The 17,041-nt window shown below is 45.6% G+C and carries 17 protein-coding genes; 2 read left to right on the top strand and 15 right to left on the bottom strand.

Annotated elements, in window-relative coordinates; translation table 11 throughout:
- Window positions 1-62 precede the first annotated feature (62 nt).
- The 14 genes from ACZ424_RS06215 to pstC all read right to left on the bottom strand — a co-directional run bounded on the left by ACZ424_RS06215 (window position 63) and on the right by pstC (window position 12,219).
- Entirely contained in the window at window positions 63-1,478 is a 1,416-nt protein-coding gene (locus ACZ424_RS06215; RefSeq protein ID WP_464904116.1) for an NADH-quinone oxidoreductase subunit N, read from the bottom strand.
- 10 nt (window positions 1,479-1,488) lie between these two features.
- A complete protein-coding gene (locus ACZ424_RS06210) occupies window positions 1,489-2,934 on the bottom strand; it encodes a complex I subunit 4 family protein (protein ID WP_464904115.1) in 1,446 nt (481 codons plus the stop codon).
- Window positions 2,935-2,943: 9 nt separating this feature from the next.
- Window positions 2,944-4,782, bottom strand: coding sequence for an NADH-quinone oxidoreductase subunit 5 family protein (locus ACZ424_RS06205; protein ID WP_464904114.1), 1,839 nt, complete (start codon window positions 4,780-4,782; stop codon window positions 2,944-2,946).
- A 2-nt stretch (window positions 4,783-4,784) separates the two neighbouring features.
- Window positions 4,785-5,093: an NADH-quinone oxidoreductase subunit NuoK gene (nuoK, locus tag ACZ424_RS06200; RefSeq protein ID WP_464904113.1), complete on the bottom strand. Its 309-nt coding sequence runs from the start codon at window positions 5,091-5,093 to the stop codon at window positions 4,785-4,787.
- Window positions 5,093-5,572, bottom strand: a complete 480-nt coding sequence (locus ACZ424_RS06195; protein WP_464904112.1) for an NADH-quinone oxidoreductase subunit J family protein — start codon at window positions 5,570-5,572, stop codon at window positions 5,093-5,095. Before ACZ424_RS06195 ends, nuoK begins: the two co-directional genes overlap by 1 nt.
- Complete coding sequence (locus ACZ424_RS06190) at window positions 5,572-6,102, bottom strand: 4Fe-4S dicluster-binding protein (protein WP_464904111.1); 531 nt, start codon at window positions 6,100-6,102, stop codon at window positions 5,572-5,574. Before ACZ424_RS06190 ends, ACZ424_RS06195 begins: the two co-directional genes overlap by 1 nt.
- Window positions 6,103-6,115: 13 nt before the next feature.
- Window positions 6,116-7,060, bottom strand: a complete 945-nt coding sequence (locus tag ACZ424_RS06185) for a complex I subunit 1/NuoH family protein (protein ID WP_464904110.1) — start codon at window positions 7,058-7,060, stop codon at window positions 6,116-6,118.
- A 10-nt stretch (window positions 7,061-7,070) separates the two neighbouring features.
- Window positions 7,071-8,240 (bottom strand): NADH-quinone oxidoreductase subunit D, encoded by a 1,170-nt coding sequence (locus ACZ424_RS06180; RefSeq protein WP_464904109.1) that lies wholly within the window; start codon window positions 8,238-8,240, stop codon window positions 7,071-7,073.
- Window positions 8,240-8,707 (bottom strand): NADH-quinone oxidoreductase subunit C, encoded by a 468-nt coding sequence (locus ACZ424_RS06175; protein WP_464904108.1) that lies wholly within the window; start codon window positions 8,705-8,707, stop codon window positions 8,240-8,242. Before ACZ424_RS06175 ends, ACZ424_RS06180 begins: the two co-directional genes overlap by 1 nt.
- Window positions 8,708-8,716: 9 nt before the next feature.
- Complete coding sequence (locus ACZ424_RS06170) at window positions 8,717-9,187, bottom strand: NADH-quinone oxidoreductase subunit B (protein WP_464904107.1); 471 nt, start codon at window positions 9,185-9,187, stop codon at window positions 8,717-8,719.
- Complete coding sequence (locus ACZ424_RS06165) at window positions 9,184-9,519, bottom strand: NADH-quinone oxidoreductase subunit A (protein ID WP_464904106.1); 336 nt, start codon at window positions 9,517-9,519, stop codon at window positions 9,184-9,186. Before ACZ424_RS06165 ends, ACZ424_RS06170 begins: the two co-directional genes overlap by 4 nt.
- Window positions 9,520-9,652: 133 nt before the next feature.
- Window positions 9,653-10,432: a phosphate ABC transporter ATP-binding protein PstB gene (gene pstB / locus ACZ424_RS06160; RefSeq protein ID WP_464904105.1), complete on the bottom strand. Its 780-nt coding sequence runs from the start codon at window positions 10,430-10,432 to the stop codon at window positions 9,653-9,655.
- Window positions 10,433-10,440: 8 nt separating this feature from the next.
- On the bottom strand, window positions 10,441-11,283 hold the full coding sequence (gene pstA, locus ACZ424_RS06155; protein WP_464904104.1) for a phosphate ABC transporter permease PstA: 843 nt from the start codon (window positions 11,281-11,283) through the stop codon (window positions 10,441-10,443).
- Between the two features lie 3 nt (window positions 11,284-11,286).
- Complete coding sequence (gene pstC, locus ACZ424_RS06150; RefSeq protein ID WP_464904103.1) at window positions 11,287-12,219, bottom strand: phosphate ABC transporter permease subunit PstC; 933 nt, start codon at window positions 12,217-12,219, stop codon at window positions 11,287-11,289.
- Between the two features lie 130 nt (window positions 12,220-12,349).
- Between pstC and dnaE the strand changes: the two genes are divergently transcribed.
- Window positions 12,350-15,805, top strand: a complete 3,456-nt coding sequence (dnaE, locus tag ACZ424_RS06145; protein WP_464904102.1) for a DNA polymerase III subunit alpha — start codon at window positions 12,350-12,352, stop codon at window positions 15,803-15,805.
- 10 nt (window positions 15,806-15,815) lie between these two features.
- On the top strand, window positions 15,816-16,751 hold the full coding sequence (locus tag ACZ424_RS06140; RefSeq protein WP_464904101.1) for an acetyl-CoA carboxylase carboxyltransferase subunit alpha: 936 nt from the start codon (window positions 15,816-15,818) through the stop codon (window positions 16,749-16,751).
- On the opposite strand, the gene ACZ424_RS06135 is transcribed toward ACZ424_RS06140, so the two are convergent.
- Window positions 16,729-16,893 (bottom strand): Wzt carbohydrate-binding domain-containing protein, encoded by a 165-nt coding sequence (locus ACZ424_RS06135; protein ID WP_464904100.1) that lies wholly within the window; start codon window positions 16,891-16,893, stop codon window positions 16,729-16,731. The two genes, ACZ424_RS06140 and ACZ424_RS06135, sit on opposite strands and share 23 nt — an antisense overlap.
- Window positions 16,894-17,041 lie beyond the last annotated feature (148 nt).

The raw sequence follows: 17,041 nt of genomic DNA, 5'->3' as shown, positions 1-17,041 counted from the left end.
TCCTTGAGGGGAAATGGGTAGTGGGAATTATAAACGATAGATGAAAGGGAGACAGAGCTCCCCTAAAAACCGACCTTTGCTGCGTAGAAGGCAGAGGTATCAACAACCGGATTGATCCAAACACCGAAAACAATCAGGAGAATAGCCATAACTGCCAGAGGAAGGAGTATCCAGTTCTTGTTTGGAGAGTCGTTTACAGGCTTCTCAAGTGTAGGCTCCTCAAGATACATCTGTTTTGCTATCCAGATGTAGTAAGCAACGGAGAATGCGCTGTTTAAAAGACCGATAAGGGCTAACCAGGTCATTCCTGCATCAACAGCAGCCGTAAAGACAAATACCTTACTTATAAAACCTGCCATCGGCGGAACGCCTGCAAGTGATAGAAGGAAGATGAGGAAAAGAGCGGCAAGAAGCGGCTCCCTTCTACCCAATCCCTTGTAGTCGTCCATCGTTCTTGCACCCCAGACAAACAGGAAAACGGCAAAACAGAGGAACGCAGCCGTCTTCATAAAGACGTAGGCGACGGAGTGGTAGATAATACCGGTAATACTAAGTGGAACAGAGAGGGCTGCAAAAGCAACGAGAGTGTATCCTGCATGGGCAATGGAAGAGTAGGCAAGTATCCTTGAAACTCTCTTTTGGGCAAGGGCTAAAAGGTTTCCAACTGTCATAGTAAGTGCTGCAATTATTGCAAGTATAAGTGTAAAGTGGCCAGCAACTACGGGAATGGCCTCGTAGACAATTCTCATAAGACCTATGAAAGCAGCGCTCTTAGAGATACCTGTAAGGAGGGCAGCAACTCCTGGGCAGGTTCCGTCGTAAACGTCGGGTCCCCAGAAGTGAAACGGAAAGGCGGTTATCTTAAATCCAAATCCTGCAAAGATAAATACGGCAGCAAGAGCAACGAGTGGGTCTGCAAACAGGTTCTTAACTAAAGCTGAAAACTCAAAGCTTCCCGTTATTCCGTAGAGAAGGGAGATTCCGAAGAGCATAAAGCCAACGGCGAGAGCTCCGCTGAAGAAATACTTTACTCCCGCCTCAAATGACTTATCGTCAAAGGCAAAGAGAACCATTAGGTATGTAGGCATAGTCATAAGCTCCATAGATATGGCAAGGGAGACGAAGTTGTTGGCGCTTAGAAGGAGGAGAGCCCCAGCAGTAGATATCATAAGAGCAGAGATGAGCTCGTTTACGAACTTGTCCTTCTCGGTTATCCAGTAAATGACCAACATAACCATCCATGAGGCCACTAAAACGAGACTTCCCACTAAAATAGAGACCGGATCTGTTGTAAAAAAGCCCTTTAAAACGTGTCTTCCTTTATCGGATATGAGAACCAGAAAGAGGGAGACAACGTAGCCGATTGAGGAGATGAGAGCTCCCTGTATCCCCGATATCCTGAATAGCCTGTTGATAACGGGAAGAAACGCTCCCGTTAAGGCTAAAACCATCGTTGCTGCAAGGAAGTTAATGTTCACCTGTTACCCCCTACTGAAAGAATTGTGCGAAAGTGTTAACAACAGGGTTATAGAGGTTAAATACAACGGCCGGAACAACCCCAACCAGTATAAAAGCTCCAATGTAAAGGGCAAGTGGAATGTTCTCAACCATAGGAAGTTCCTTTAAAGACTTCAGGTTTTCAAAACCTTCCCTTAACGGGCCAAAAACAGCCCTCTGGAGCATCCACATGAAGAAACCTGCACTCAGAGCACTTGCAAGTGGAACGATAACCATAACCCAGCCGTAGTAGTCAAAAGCTGCAAGCATAACAGAGAGCTCCCCTACAAAACCTGCGGTTCCCGGAAGACCTACTGCAGCAAGGACTCCTATAACGAACATCGTCATAAGGCCGGGAATCTTTTTCATAATTCCGCCAAGCTCAGATATATACCAAGTGTGGGTCTTATGGTGGATATAACCTGCAATCATAAAGAGAAGTGAGATAACTAAGGCGTGGCCTACCATTTCGTAAACTGCCGCAGAAATTCCAGCAGCAGTTAGTGCTGAAAGGCCGAGGAGGACAAACCCCATGTGGTTAATACTTGAGTAGGCAACCATCCTCTTTATGTGATCTTCGGCAAGGGCTCTAAAGCCAGCGTAAAAGATCGTAAGGACGGCAATAAAGGCCATAAGTGGAGCAAAGAACTTACTCGTCTGAGGGAAGAGGAATATTTCCCACCTTAGGAGACCGTAGGCTCCCATCTTAAGAAGAAGACCTGCAAGGAAAACTGAAATCGGAGAAGGAGCCTGAACGTGGGCGTCTGGAAGCCAAGTGTGGAACGGAACAACGGGCATCTTAACGGCAAAGCCGATAAACATGAGAATCCAGACAAGTTTGGCTATTGAAGGATCAAGCTGAACGTTTAAGAGCTTCTCAAACTCAAAGGTGTGGGTTGAAAGGTATAGAACGATAATACCGAGAAGTAAGAAGATACTTGCAAGGTGGGTGTAGATAAAGAACTTCATTGCCGCGTATATCCTGTTCTCTGCTCCCCAGATACCTATGTGGAAGAACATGGGAACGAGTGTAAACTCCCAGAAGATGAAGAACCAGAGAAGGTTCATTGAAACGAAAACTCCGACCATAGGTCCCAAGAAGACGAGTATCAGGAAAAAGTAAGCACCCGGTCTTTCAATATTCCAAGAAGAAAGGGTAACAGTTATTGCAAGGAAGGCAACAATTCCGAGGAGAACTAACGATATGCCGTCGGCTGCCAAGTGAAGGTTAAAGTCAAAAGGCGGGTATATAGTGTAGGATTCGTGGAAGGCAAATCCGTTTCCCGGGTATTTGACAATCAGAAAAGCAGTGCAGAAGGCTAAGAAAAGTCCTACTGCCAACGACAGGTATTTCGGAATATCCCGGTTTAACTTCTCACCTATCCAGGCAAAAGGAGCAACTAAAACCGGGAGAAGTATCATACTGAGTAGAACCATCCACTCCTCCTAAACAAAGAGAATGATTAGTGTAAGGACTAAAACGCCAGCAACGAAGTAGGTCAGGTAGTCTATAACGTCTCCTGTCTGTATCTTCCTGCACCTGTCCCAGCAGGCAAGTGATAGCTTTGCAGTGCCGTTTACTGCACCGTCAACTATGTTCGTATCAATCCACTCAACTGCCTTGGCTATTGAACCGTAGAAGACGTGGCGGCAGAGCCACTTTATCGCAGCATCTACGTACCAGCCGTTGTAGAGGAACTCGTTTATCCCCTTTCCAAGGGGGTGGGCAAGGAACTTAGCAGTGCTAATAACCCTCTTGTAGTAGATGAGGAAGACGATTCCAAAGAGGATAAACATTACCGTTAGGGTTGCCACCAAGAGATTTAAGAAGAAGGGCTCATGAACCTCTCCAAAGAGAAAGTGAATGATTTTCTCCTTGAAGAAGGGAACTAATACTGTGAGAACTGCAAGGACGTAAAGAGGAACGAGCATTACAGGGTAGGCTTCCCTTGCCTTCTTTGAATACTCAGAAGGCTCTCCAGTAAAGACAACGAACCAGAGCCTAAAACCGTAGGCAATACAGAGAACTGCTGCAACAAAGGTTAAACCGAAGATTACAGGGTTTCCATACTCGTAAGTTGCTGAAATTATCCAGTCCTTACTGAAGAAACCGTTAAACGGTGGAACACCTGCAAGGGCTAAGATACCTACCAAGAAGAGAAGCGCCGTTTGGGGCATGTATTTGTAAAGGCCTCCAAGCTTAAAGGCATCTTTCTGGTGGTGTGTCATGTGGATAACGGCACCAGCAGCCAAGAAGAGGAGTGCCTTAAAGATTGCGTGGTTCATAAGGTGGAATATTCCTGCAGCTGCAGACCCAACTCCTATAGCAACAAACATTAAGGCAAGGTGTTCCATCGTTGAGAAAGCAAGAATCTTTTTAATCTCTGTGTGGGCGAGAGCTCCCGTCGCTGCGATGAAGGCAGAGAGAGCTCCAACGAAACCAACAAGAATGAGAGCGTGGGAGTAATCAAAGAAGGGGAACATTCTTGCAACTAAGTAGACACCGGCATTAACCATCGTAGCGGCGTGGATAAGGGCTGAAACGGTTGTAGGACCTTCCATAGCATCTAAGAGCCACGGGAAGAGGGGAAACTGTGCAGACTTACCGACGGCTCCGATAAAGATGAGGATTGAGATTAAAAGGCCGAGCTTTACAGGAAAAGCACCTGCAACTGCAAGGGCGTTTAACTCCTGAAAGTTAATAGTTCCAAGTAAAACCCAGGCAACGATTATTCCTGCAAGCATAAACACGTCGCCGAACCTTGTCATAACGAAGGCTTTAAGGGCAGCCTCAGCTGCACTCTTCTTCCAGTACCAGTAGCCGATTAAGAGGTAGGAACAGAGACCTACGCCTTCCCAGAAGATGTAGAGTCCAACCAAGTTGCTTACAAAAACGAGGCCAACCATAGAGCCTATGAAGAAGAGCTTCTCAAAGTAATATCTGTTGGGAGACTCGTCCTCTTCCATGTAACCTTTAGAGAAAAGGATGTCTAAGAAACCGATTCCGGTGGCTATCAAGGCCATTACAACGGCCAAACTGTCAACGTAAATTCCCAGCGGAACTTTAAAAGAGCCGAAGGTAAACCAGTTGAAGTTGTGGACTATCGGGTGTTCACCTAAGTTAAGTGCAGTGTAGCAGGTAAGGATAAAGCCCGTTAACCCTGTTAACGCAGCAACCCAGAATGAGTTCCACCTTTCTGTAAACTTACCTATTAAAAAGGCTGATATGCTTCCGAGGAAAAAGATCCCTATTGTTAGATAAGTAACCCAGACCAACTTCTCCATACCTACCACCTCAGATTCCTGATTTTTGAAGGAATGACCTCACCAAACCGCTTGTAAAAAACGATTACTATTGCAAGACCTACAGCAGCCTCAAGGGCAGCAAGTCCTATCGTGAAAAAGGCGAATATCTCACCGTCAACGTTCCTCTGGGCAGAGAAGATGGCAAGGTTAAGGTTTGCAGCGTTTATTATCATTTCAACTGCAAAGAGCATCCTAATTACAGACCTCCTTGAGAGAAGACCGTAAACCCCCACTGCAAGAAGGGAGAATGATAAAAACAGGTATGCATGAATGTCGGCCTCAAGAAGCATTACTTAGCCTCCCTTTTCTTCGTAATGATTGCATTTGCCATGTAAAGGAGGGCAGAAACGATAAAACCTAAAACTATCGTAAAGAAGGAGTATTTCTCTACGAAAACGGTTCCTAAAACCTCTGTTGAGAAGGTTTTAAAGGGAAACGTGTCTATAGCGCTCAAGAAGGAAAAGGACGTTCCGAGGATAAGAAGGAAAAGACTTAAAACTATAGCACTTACGGCTTTACCCTCTGGCTTTTTGTAACTCTCTCCAATCATCATAATTGCAAAGAGAACAAGTATCGTTACTCCACCAGCGTAGATGGCAAGCTGAACACCTCCCAGAACTGGCATATTAAGACCGAAGTAAACGAGAGCTATCTCTGACAGCAACACGACGAACGAAATTGCTGCCCAAAGGAGAGACGTCGCTTCAAGAGCGATTATTGCACTACCTATAACAACTGCGTAGATAATCCAGAAGTAAACGTTCCCCATTACTCCTCTCCTTTAACCTCTTTCTTTGACTGTTGAGCCTGCTGCTTTTTCTTTAGAGCTTCCTGCTTCTTCTTCTCAAGGAGCTCCTCCATCTTCTTGGCCTTCTCAATTGCCTCTTCCAAGTTCTCAGGCTCAAAGACGTATTCAGTTAACTTGTCCCACGTAACATCCTCTAAGAGCATTGAGTAGTGGTCGGTTAGCTTTATGGCTTTCTCAGGCTTTGTAGGGCATGCATCCTCACAGAGGCCGCAGAAGATACACTCGTTAGCCCTAACCTTCGGAACGGCCCTTGGCTTCTTAACACCGGTTGGAACCATGTCTATACAGTTAACAGGGCAAGCTCTTGCACACATTGAACAGCCTATGCAGAGCTCTGCATTTATAATGTGCTTGCCCCGGTAGTGGAGCTCTCTCTTTATCCCCTTGTCCCACCAGATCTCAGTAGCCTTTGGAGCAAAGAGGGCTTTTGTAACCCTTAAAACCTTCTTCGTAGCCTCAACAGGTATCTTCAGAGCGTCTTTAGCTTCCATTTAACACCTCTCCTTAAGAAATGAACATCTTTACAAGAACAATAAAGGCAAGGTTTAGAAGAGCTAAAGGAGTTAATACTTTCCAACAGAACCTTAAGAGCTGATCCATCCTGATACGGGGAGTAGAAGCCCTTACGACGAAGGTAAAGAGGTAGAGCCCTACAATCTTTATGAAAAACCAGAGAATCCCCGGAAGCACAGGCCCCTTAAAGCCTCCAAGGAAAAGAACAACGGCTACTGAGTAGAGGGCAAAGAGCTCTATCAGTTTTGAAAGGACAAGTATTGCGTAGTTAAAACCTCCAAACTCAGTCAAGAATCCGTAGACTATCTCCTGTTCTGCCTCAGGTATATCAAAAGGCGGCCTATCAGTAACGATAAGAGTTGCAGTAACGAATATAAGAAATGCTGGAAGGAGAATTAAGAAACCTAAGAAAGAGCTCTGATGAACTATCTCAAGGTGGTTTAGCGTTCCGTAGAAGACGGCAGCAGCAAGGGCAGAGAGCCAAAGGGGAATTTCTCCCGAAATCATCTGGTTTACCATTCTCAAACCACCAATAAAAGAGTACTTACTCTTTGAAACCCAACCGGCGTAGAAGAAGACCGGAGGCATACCGGTAACAAGGGCAAGAACTACCAGAAGGTCAAAACTCGTGCTCACTATGTAGCTGTGTTCAGAGAAAGGTATAAAGGCAATAAGTGCTGCAACCATAAGGAAAGCAACAAATGGAATAAGTGAGAAGAGAAGCTTATTCGCCCTCCTCTGAATAATGGATTCCTTCTGGAGGAGCTTAAAAACGTCTGCCGTAGTCTGGAGAATTCCCCACTTTCCAACGTAGTAAGGACCAGTTCTAAGGTGAACGTCTGCCAGTACCTTCCTCTCAAGGTAGAAAATTCCCAAGAACACCACCAGCAGGAAGAGAAATCCCGGGAAGAATATCGCTTTAATCCAAGCTTCCATTCCTTGCCTCCTACCTGTCTATGTCGCCGTGGCACATGTAGAGGGATGCAAATATGACCGGAACGTCCGCAAGCTTTACGTTCTTCATTATCTCTGGCATAGCCCAGAGGTTTGCGAAGGAGGGAGCTCTCATCTTCAGCCTGTAGGGACCAGTTCCACCGTCGCTTATGAGGTGGAAACCGAAGCATCCCCTTGCCCACTCAACGTTAACGTAGGCTTCACCCGATGGAACCTTTATCGGGAACTTAGTTCTCCACTCTCCCTCAGGCAGCCCCTCTATCGCCTGCCTTATTATCTTTGCAGACTCCTTTAACTCTTCCCAGATTACTAGATACCTTGCGTAGGCATCCCCTTCTTCCTTTGTAACTACTTTAAAGTCAAGCTCTCCGTAAGCTGCATAGGGGTAGTCCTTCCTAATGTCTGAAGCTACTCCAGAAGCCCTTAGAGCAGGACCGGCAAGCCCAAGCTCAATGGCCTTTTCTCTCGGAACAACTCCAACCCCTTGTGAACGGAGCTTAAGAGTCGGGTTATCAATAAAGACCTCTCCGTAGCGTGGAATAAACTCTTTCTCAAGGAAATCAACAGCAGTAATCATCTTTTCTATGAAATTTCCGGTAGGTTCAAACCTAACCCCACCTGGAACGATAGAGGCAGTAGCTATTCTCTGACCTGAGTAGACCTCAAAGGCGTCTAAGAACTTCTCACGAGCAATCAGCGCCCACTGCGTTGGAGTGTGAACTCCTAAAACTCCAACAAAACCACCAAGACCTATAAGGTGGCTCACTATTCTTCCACCTTCACAAAGAATAGTCCTCACGTAATCGGCCTTTTTTGGAACCTCAACTCCTGCGATCTTCTCAGCAGCTATAGAGTAACCCGTCATAGTTCCGAAGTTGTCTATAAAGCAAGCCCTTTCAACATTAACGATTGCGTTTTGCCAAGTTCTATACTCAACCAACTTCTCTAAAAGCCTTAGAACGTAACCGATGTCTGGGTCAACCTTTACAACCTCGTCACCGTCAAGCCACACCTTTAGCCTCATAGGGCCAGATGCTGGGTGCTGAACACCCCAGTTGAGCTGGAGGAGTTTCTCCTGAAGAAGCCCTAAATCCTCACCTGAAACCTCTTTCTGCTCCTCAACTACGAATGTATACCCAGCCATAGCTATACTGTTTCCCATTACTTCTTCTCCTTAGATGGCTTCCTGTGTTTCTCAAAATCGTAAGACTTCCTAAGGGGAAACAAACCTTCTGCCCATTCAGGAAGGAGCATAACTTCAAGCCTCGGATTTCCGATAAACTCAACTCCGAACATTTCCCAAGCTTCCCGTTCGTGGGGCTGAAGGGGTGGAAATATATCTGAAACCGTCGGAATCGTCAGGTCGTTTTCAGGAAGGGTTACTCTCACCATAACCAACTTTTTGTAGTCAAGGTTTTCCAGTATGTAGTTAACCTGAAACCCCTCTCCCTTAGGGGTGTAGTCAACAACTGAAACCGTATGCGGATACCTAAAACCGTTCTCTTTTAGGAATTTCATCAGGTTCCGTAGCTCCTCCTTTTTACACTGAATAAGGAGCATGTTCGTGTCGTAAGCTTCTGATTCAAGACCAAACTCAGACCTTACCTTTTCCTTTATCTCCTCTAACATAGCTGCTCCTTAATACTCTATTTCTTCCATACAGTTCGGGTGTTTCTTCGCTGCGTTCTCTCTGTCTTTAAAGATTATTTCCTTCAATCTCAAAAGACCTTCAAGGGTCGCCTCAGGGTTCGGTGGACAACCTGCAACAAAAACGTCAAATGGGATATATTGAGAAACATCAACTGCAACGAAGTCTGAGTCCCAGTAGGGACCTCCTCCTCCTGCACAGGCTCCCATTCCAAAGACGTACCTCGGTTCCGGCATCTGCTGGTAGACCCTCAAAAGGACTGGAAGAACCTTCCTTGAGACGAGCCCAGTAACGATAATAAAGTCTGCCTGACGGGGACTTGGAGTCATCATAAAACCGTACCTTTCCCAGTCAAACCTTGGACCCATAAGAGCTAAAACTTCCAAGGAACAGCAACCACTACAGAAGTGGACTCCCCAAGGTGAGTTTGCCCTCGTCCAATCAAAGAACTTTAAAATCATTTTCTGTTTCCTCCAACCATTACGTAGGTGAGGGGAATCATAAGTAGTAGTGAGAAGAGAATAAATATCCAACCAAACTTCGGGTCTCCCTTACCTACCGAGTAAAGAACGAAGAAAACTCCAGCTATGTCCATAGCTATGAAGATAATGGCGTAGAAGTAATACTGAAAGTTAACGCTGGAGATTATAGGCTCCGGAGCTGGCAGACCACACTCGTAGGTATCTTCTTTAACAGGGTGTGGGTTCCTTGGAGCTACGGCAACTGACATTATCCAGAGTGAAAGTCCTGCAAGCGCCATCACAACCAAAAAGACGATAAAGCTGTAGAGCATTTCAACTCTCCTGTCTGCTTTTGGTAGATATTACCAAATTGTAAAAATTTTGTAAACAATCTGTAAAAGAGAACAGTTAAGACTATTTTAAGATAGAGTGAGTGGAAAGGTCAAGAATTATGAATCTCTAATTTTAGCCAAACCTTCCTGTGATGTAGTCCTCTGTAAGTTTCTCTTTCGGTTTAACGAAGAGCTCTTCAGTTTTGTTAAACTCTATCAGCTCTCCCAAATACATGAAGGCTGTGTAGTCTGAAACCCTCGCAGCCTGCTGCATGTTGTGTGTAACTATTATCACAGTTAGCCTATCTTTAAAACTTACAACCAGCTCTTCAATCTTAGCCGTTGAGATTGGGTCTAAAGCTGAGGTCGGCTCGTCAAAGAGGAGAACTTCAGGCTCAACAGCTATAGCCCTTGCAATACAGAGTCTTTGTTGTTGACCTCCGGAGAGGGCCGTAGCAGGTTTATTTAGTTTATCTTTAACCTCATCCCAGAGGGCTGCATCTTTCAGGGCTTTCTCTACTCTATCTGAGAGTTCCGATTTGTTCTTTATCCCCTGAAGCCTTAAACCGTAGGCTACATTATCAAAAATGGACATAGGAAAGGCAGTGGGTTTCTGGAAGACCATTCCGACCCTTATTCTCAGTTTTATCACGTCGTAGTCGGGGTCTAGTATGTTCTCACCGTCTAACAGAATTTTCCCCTCGTACCTGTTCCCCGGGTAAAGGTCATGTATCCTGTTGAAACTCCTTAGGAGAGTTGTTTTCCCACACCCTGATGGACCTATAAGGGCAGTAACCTTTTTCTCTGGAACTTTAAAAGAAATACCCTTCAAAACCTGGTGATTTCCATAGTAGAACTTAAGGTCGTCAACTACGATCTTTACAGGCTCAGAAGGCTCTATTATAAAAGCCATTACTCCTCCTACTTCTTAAACTTGTAGTGGGCAATTAACCTTCCTAAAATGTTTGCCCCTAAAACTCCCAATGTAAGGATAATCGCTGCAGCCCAGGCAAGCTCTTGCCAGTATTTGTAAGGGCTCATTGCATAGTCGTACATTGTAACCGTTAGTGAAGCCATAGGCTGGAAGATGTTTAACGTAAAGAAGTTGTTGTTAAAGGAGGTAAAGAGGAGAGGAGCCGTCTCTCCGCCGATTCTCGCAACTGAAAGAATAACTCCGGTAACGATTCCAGTAATTGCAGCCCTGTAAACAACATCTTTAATGACCTTAAACTTCGTAGCTCCAAGGGCGTATGCGGCTTCCCGGAGCTCCGGCGGAACCATCCTCAACATGTCGTCTGTTGTCCTGAGGATTATGGGAATCATCATTATCGCGAGAGCAACAGAGCCTGCTACTCCCATAAAGTGGCCAGCAGGCTTAACCATAACCGCGTAAATAAAGGTTCCGATAACTATTGATGGAACACTCATAACTACGTCTGACAGGTCTCTTATGAAGTTTGCCACTCTACTGTTTCCGCCATACTCAGAGAGGTACGTTCCTGCAAGTATTCCAATTGGAATACCTATAACGGTTGCAAGGAAAACGATTATCATCTGGCCGACTATTGCGTGTTTTAAGCCTCCCGTGTTATCTCCGGGAGCAGGCGGGTCACCGACAAAAACTTCCCAAGAGAGAGAACCTAAACCTTTGTAGAGGAGCGTTCCTAAGATCCAGAGTAGCCACATAAGGCCAAAAAGAGCTGCAAGTGTAGAGAGAACTAAGATAATCCTGTTTACAACTTTTCTCTTCCTTAAAGCGTCCAAGCTCTACCCCTTCTCAACTCTCTTGAGGAAAACGAACTTACCTACGGCTATGACTAAAAAGCTCATAACGAACAGAATAAAGGCAAGGTAGAAGAGGCTTGAAAGGTAGATGTCTGAGTCGGCCTCTGTAAACTCGTTTGCAAGTGTAACGGTTATAGAGGTTGCAGGCTCTAAGAGGGAGTGGGGAATTACCGGCTGGTTACCCATAACGAAGGTAACAGCCATCGTTTCGCCGAGAGCTCTCCCCAGCGAGAGAATTATTCCCCCTATAACTCCAAGCTTGGCGTAGGGAATAACGACGTCCTTCATAACGTCCCACTTCGTAGCTCCAAGGGCGTATGCAGACTCCTTTAAAACGTCTGGAACCATCTTAAAAGAATCCCTTGAGATTGCAGCCGCATAGGGAAGAATCATTATTGAGAGGACTATTGAAGCAGTTAAGAGGCCAATTCCTGGAGTGTATCCCTCAAACCACTGACCTATTAACGGTAGTTTCCCTAAAGTTACGTGGATAACCGGCTGAAGGTAGTCCCTCATAAAGGGAGCGAAGAAGAAGAGACCCCACATTCCGTAGATAATACTTGGAATGGCTGCAAGGAGCTCTATCGCCACCCCAACGGGGGTTCTTAAAGGATGGGGAGCAATTTCTGTTAGGAATATGGCAATTCCGATGGCAACTGGAACGGCAATCAGAATTGAAATAACTGTGCTGACGATGCTTCCGAATATGGCTGGAGCTCCCCCGAACTTCTCTATCGGAGGGTTCCAAACCTTTGAGGTAATAAACTTCCACACTCCAAATGTCTTTATGGCAAGCTCAGACTCGCTGTAGAGAACAAAAGCAAGAGCAATTAGAATGAGAACTACTAAAAAAGCCGAAAGCGCCGCCAACTTCCCGAAAGTCCAGTCTGCCCAGAATCCTCGGCTCTTAGCCATTTAACCTTCCTCTAAAGGCTTCTCTGCAGGCCAATTTTATCAGAAGAAACGGTAAGAAATTGTTAAGATGGAGAAGTCAACATACCTTTTAAAAGGCTAAAATTTTGAGAAACCCTCAGAGGAGAAATCAATGTCTGTAAAAACTGGAAACTTTGTCCACCTTCACCTCCACTCTCAATACTCAATCTTAGACGGAGCAATCAAAATAAAGGACCTGGTAGATAAAGCTATAGAGTATGGAATGCCGGCAGTTGCCGTAACCGACCACGGGAACATGTTCGCCTCTTACGAGCTCTACAAAACCTGTAAGGAGAAAGGGATAAAGCCAATTATCGGCCAAGAGTTCTACATAGCAAAGGGCTCAAGGTTTGATAGGAGTAAAGGAAAAGAGGGAGAGAAAGGGAGCTACCACCTGATACTCCTTGCAAAAAACGACACAGGCCTTAAAAATCTAATGAAACTCAGCACCATCGGTTTCACAGAGGGTTTCTACTACAAGCCCCGTATAGACAAAGAGGTTTTGGAGAAACACAGCGAAGGCTTAATAGCTCTCTCTGCCTGTATACAGGGAGAGATTCCTCTTCTCTACCTTATGGGAAAGGAGAAAGAGGCTGAAGAGGCTGCAAAGTGGTACAAGGAGCTCTTCGGAGACGACTTCTACCTTGAAGTCCAGTATCACGGAATAGAGGAACAGAAAAAAGCAAACAGGTTTCTGATAGAGCTCTCTAAAAAACTAGACATAGACCTCGTTGCAACCAACGACGCCCACTACCTAAACAAGGAGGACTGGGAAGCCCACGACGTCCTCCTCTGCCTTCAGACCGGAAAAAAGCTTACAGACGAAAAGAGAATGAGGTTTCCAAGTAAAGAGTTCTACTTCAAAAACGCCCAAGAGATGCTTGACGTTTTTAGAAACGTTCCCCAGGCAGTATTCAATACCCTAAAGATTGCTGAAAAGGTTGAAGGTAAGCTTGAAACTTTTGAGAACAGGGGATACCTCCTTCCAAATTATGAAGTTCCAGAAGGCTACACGTACGAGAGCTACCTGAGAAAACTTGCCGAGGAAGGACTTGAAAGGAGACTAAAAGAGCAGGGAATTGTAGACGGAGAGAAAAGACAAAAGTATTACGAGAGGCTTAACCACGAGCTTAAGATAATCAGCGACATGGGATTTCCCGGCTATTTCCTGATAGTTTGGGACTTTATCAACTGGGCGAAGAGGAACGGAATACCGGTAGGCCCCGGAAGGGGTTCAGCAGCTGGCTCTTTGGTCGCCTACGCAATCGGAATTACAGACATAGACCCTTTAAGGTTTAACCTCCTCTTTGAGAGGTTCCTGAACCCTGAAAGGGTTACGATGCCGGACATTGACGTTGACATCTGTCAGGAAGGAAGGGATAGGGTAATCCAATACGTTAGGGACAAGTACGGAGAGGACAAGGTATGCCAGATAATCACGTTCGGAACTATGAAGACCAAGATGGTCGTTAGGGACGTTGGAAGGGTCCTCGGAATTCTACCTAAAGAAGTTGACAAGCTGGCAAAGCTGATTCCAAACGACGCAAAGTCGGTTGAGGACGCAGTTGAGAGAGCTCCCGAAATACAGGACCTGATGGAGAAAGACCAGACGATAGAGAGGCTCATAAAAATAGCCAAAAGACTCCAGGGACTTGCAAGGCAGACGGGCGTTCACGCAGCAGGAGTAGTTATCGCCCCAGAAACCCTTACAGACTACATTCCCCTGGCAAAGAGTAAAGACGGAGACGTTACGACCCAGTACGACATGGGGCAGATTGAGTCCTTAGGCCTACTAAAGATGGACTTCTTAGGCCTTAAAACCCTAACAATCATAGACAGGACGATAAAGCTCATAAAAGAGAGACACGGCGTTGAGATAGTTCCAACAAAACTTCCCTTAGACGACGAGAAAACCTTCAAACTCCTTCAGGAAGGAAACACGATTGGCGTCTTTCAGCTTGAATCAAGAGGAATGAGAAACTTAATGAAGAGGTTAAAACCCTCTGTCTTTGAGGACATAATTGCCCTCGTTGCCCTCTACAGGCCAGGCCCACTAAACTCCGGAATGGCAGAAAGCTACATAAAACGGAAGCACGGCGAAGAGGAAGTTGACTACATCTTCCCGGAACTTGAGCCCGTCCTTAAAGAGACGTACGGCCTTTTCATTTACCAGGAACAGATAATGCAGATAGCAAACATACTTGCAGGCTACTCACTTGGAGAGGCAGACCTTTTAAGGCGTGCAATGGGTAAGAAGAAGAAAGAGATAATGGAAGAGCAGAGGGGAATTTTCGTTTCAAGGGCAGTAGAGAAAGGATACCCGAAAGACAAGATAGAGAAGCTCTTTGACGATATCGCCAAGTTTGCAGAGTACGGTTTCAACAAGTCCCACTCTGCAGCCTATGGCTTCCTAGCCTACGTAACCGCTTACCTGAAAGCCCACTACCCGAAAGAACTCATGGCAACAATGATGTCAATTGACTTTGACAAGACGGATGAAATAGTAAAGTTTATGAAGGACTGTAAAGAGAACGGAATTCCCGTTTACCCGCCGGACGTAAACAAGAGTGGAGCTTACTTTGAGATTGAAGGAGAGGGGATAAGGTTTGGACTTGCAGGAATAAAGGGAGTAGGGGAGAAAGCGGCTCTCCACATTGAGGAAGCAAGGAAAAGAGAAGGGGAGTTTAAAGACCTCTACGACTTCTGCCAGAGGGTTGACCTGAAGGTTGTAAACAGGAAGGTTATTGAATCACTCATAAAGGCCGGAGCTTTTGACTCTACTGGAATCTCAAGAGCTGCAAACTACGAGGTTTTAGACAAAGCGATGAGCGCCGCCCAGAGTATTCAGAAGTCAAAGAGCAAAGGGCTTATGAGTCTCTTCGGAGACGATTCGGTAGTTGTTGAAAAGGAGTTTCCAAACGTTCCGGAGTGGAACGACAGAATAAAGTGGGAGTACGAGAGACAGGCAATAGGTTTTTACCTCTCCGGTCACCCGTTGGAAGAGTATAAAGGAGTTGTTGAGCTCAAGTTCAACTCCTCGTCCGAAAAGGAGGAGTGGAAGGACGGAGAGGAAGTTTTCCTAGCAGGAGCGATAACAGAAGTAAAACTTAGAAGGAACCAGAGGGGAGAACTCTGGGCAACGTTAGAGCTTACAGACCTTGACGGAACTGTTCCTGTTTTAGTCTTTCACAATACCTACAAGGAAGTTTCGGAACTCCTTACAGAGGGAAACCTCATAGCCGTTAAGGGAGAAGTAAGGGAAGAAGAAGAAAGTAAGAGCGTCATAGCAAGGGAAATTATCTCCGTCCGTGAAGCGGTTTCGGATCAGGTAAACGAAATCGTCATAACCCTTAACGGAAACCAGGTAACAGAAGAAACACTCTCAAGGCTCAAGAACTTTATAGAGAAGAACTCCTCTCCGAAGGGAAAACCCGTTGTTGTTGAGGCGGAGCTCCCCGACTGTTTTGTAAAATTGCAAATAGACCCAGACTTGAAGTTACCCCTTGACGCTCATATCCTTAAGGAACTCCAAAACAGCCTACATCTCAAAAAAGTGAAGGTAAACTGAGGTTGAAAAGATGGCCGGATTGCACGACTTTGAACTTCAAGTAGACAGACTCAGAAAGAAAATAGAGGAACTTAAACAGATGGGAAAACACGACCCGGCAGTAATTGAGGAAATAGAGAGGAAATTCCATAGGAAAATAGAAGAGTTCTACAACAACCTCTCTGCCTGGGACAGAGTCCAAATAGCCCGCCACCCAAACCGCCCCCACGCCCTTGACTACATAAGGGCAGTTTTTGACGATTTTGTAGAGCTCCACGGAGACCGTCACTGTGGAGACGGAAAGGCCATAGTTACAGGTTTTGCAAGGTTTGAGGGTGAGAGCGTCTGCGTTATAGGGCAGGAGAAAGGAAGGGAGACGAAGGAGAAGATAGAGAGAAACTTCGGAATGCCCCTTCCTGAAGACTACAGGAAAGCTCTAAGGGTTATGAAGTTGGCAGAGAAGTTCAGGAAACCCATAATTACCCTCGTTGACACCCCCGGAGCCTTTCCGGGAATTGAAGCCGAAGAGCACGGTCAGTCTGAGGCAATAGCAAGAAACCTTCTTGAGATGTCAAAACTAAAAGTTCCAATAATCAGCGTTGTTATAGGAGAAGGGGGGAGCGGGGGAGCTTTAGCCATCTCAGTTGCAAACAGGCTCCTGATGTTTGAAAACTCAATCTACTCGGTAATTTCCCCAGAAGGGTGTGCAGCAATCCTGTGGCAGTCTCAGGACAAAGTAAAAGAGGCAGCGGAAGCCCTTAAACTCACAGCTAAAGACCTTAAAGACTTAGGAATTGTTGACGAAATAATCCCTGAACCTTTAGAGGGAGCCCACAGGGACTGGGAAACAACCTTTGAAAACTTCAGGAAGTATGTAAAGAAACACCTGAAGGAGCTGAAGCAACTAACTCCTGAAAAGTTAGTTGAATACAGATACAAAAAAATCAGAAAGATTGGAGCTCCCTAACGTTAACCTTAGTCGGAAGATAAACCAACCCAGCAACTTCAAAGGGGCAGGCGTTATCAACCCAGTGGTAACATTTCTCTGAGTGGACCTCGCTGGAATGTATAGCAGCAGTAACAGTATACTTATCAGGTTCAATGTTCATCGGTAGCTCATTCTTTAACGAGGTCTGGTAAAATCTTCTGTAGTTCCATTTTTGCCTCCTGGGGTTGGTATTTGTGGGGTGTTCCCCAGGAGGTTATCCCATTTCTCAAGCTTACACAAAATATCGTACACTCTCTAGAAGAGCTCCC

The organism is Thermovibrio ruber (genome assembly GCF_055380895.1).
Note: the sequence above shows the minus strand (reverse complement) of the source record. Positions and strands in the feature narration are given on the sequence as shown.

Coding starts and splice junctions, on each gene's coding strand:
- ACZ424_RS06210 (WP_464904115.1), bottom strand. CDS start 2,934: ATGGTTCTACTCAGTATGATACTTCTCCCGGTTTTAGTTGCTCCTTTT.
- ACZ424_RS06205 (WP_464904114.1), bottom strand. CDS start 4,782: ATGGAGAAGTTGGTCTGGGTTACTTATCTAACAATAGGGATCTTTTTC.
- nuoK (WP_464904113.1), bottom strand. CDS start 5,093: ATGCTTCTTGAGGCCGACATTCATGCATACCTGTTTTTATCATTCTCC.
- ACZ424_RS06195 (WP_464904112.1), bottom strand. CDS start 5,572: ATGGGGAACGTTTACTTCTGGATTATCTACGCAGTTGTTATAGGTAGT.
- ACZ424_RS06190 (WP_464904111.1), bottom strand. CDS start 6,102: ATGGAAGCTAAAGACGCTCTGAAGATACCTGTTGAGGCTACGAAGAAG.
- ACZ424_RS06185 (WP_464904110.1), bottom strand. CDS start 7,060: ATGGAAGCTTGGATTAAAGCGATATTCTTCCCGGGATTTCTCTTCCTG.
- ACZ424_RS06180 (WP_464904109.1), bottom strand. CDS start 8,240: ATGGGAAACAGTATAGCTATGGCTGGGTATACATTCGTAGTTGAGGAG.
- ACZ424_RS06175 (WP_464904108.1), bottom strand. CDS start 8,707: ATGTTAGAGGAGATAAAGGAAAAGGTAAGGTCTGAGTTTGGTCTTGAA.
- ACZ424_RS06170 (WP_464904107.1), bottom strand. CDS start 9,187: ATGATTTTAAAGTTCTTTGATTGGACGAGGGCAAACTCACCTTGGGGA.
- ACZ424_RS06165 (WP_464904106.1), bottom strand. CDS start 9,519: ATGCTCTACAGCTTTATCGTCTTTTTGGTTGTGATGGCGCTTGCAGGA.
- pstB (WP_464904105.1), bottom strand. CDS start 10,432: ATGGCTTTTATAATAGAGCCTTCTGAGCCTGTAAAGATCGTAGTTGAC.
- pstC (WP_464904103.1), bottom strand. CDS start 12,219: ATGGCTAAGAGCCGAGGATTCTGGGCAGACTGGACTTTCGGGAAGTTG.
- dnaE (WP_464904102.1), top strand. CDS start 12,350: ATGTCTGTAAAAACTGGAAACTTTGTCCACCTTCACCTCCACTCTCAA.
- ACZ424_RS06140 (WP_464904101.1), top strand. CDS start 15,816: ATGGCCGGATTGCACGACTTTGAACTTCAAGTAGACAGACTCAGAAAG.
- ACZ424_RS06135 (WP_464904100.1), bottom strand. CDS start 16,893: ATGAACATTGAACCTGATAAGTATACTGTTACTGCTGCTATACATTCC.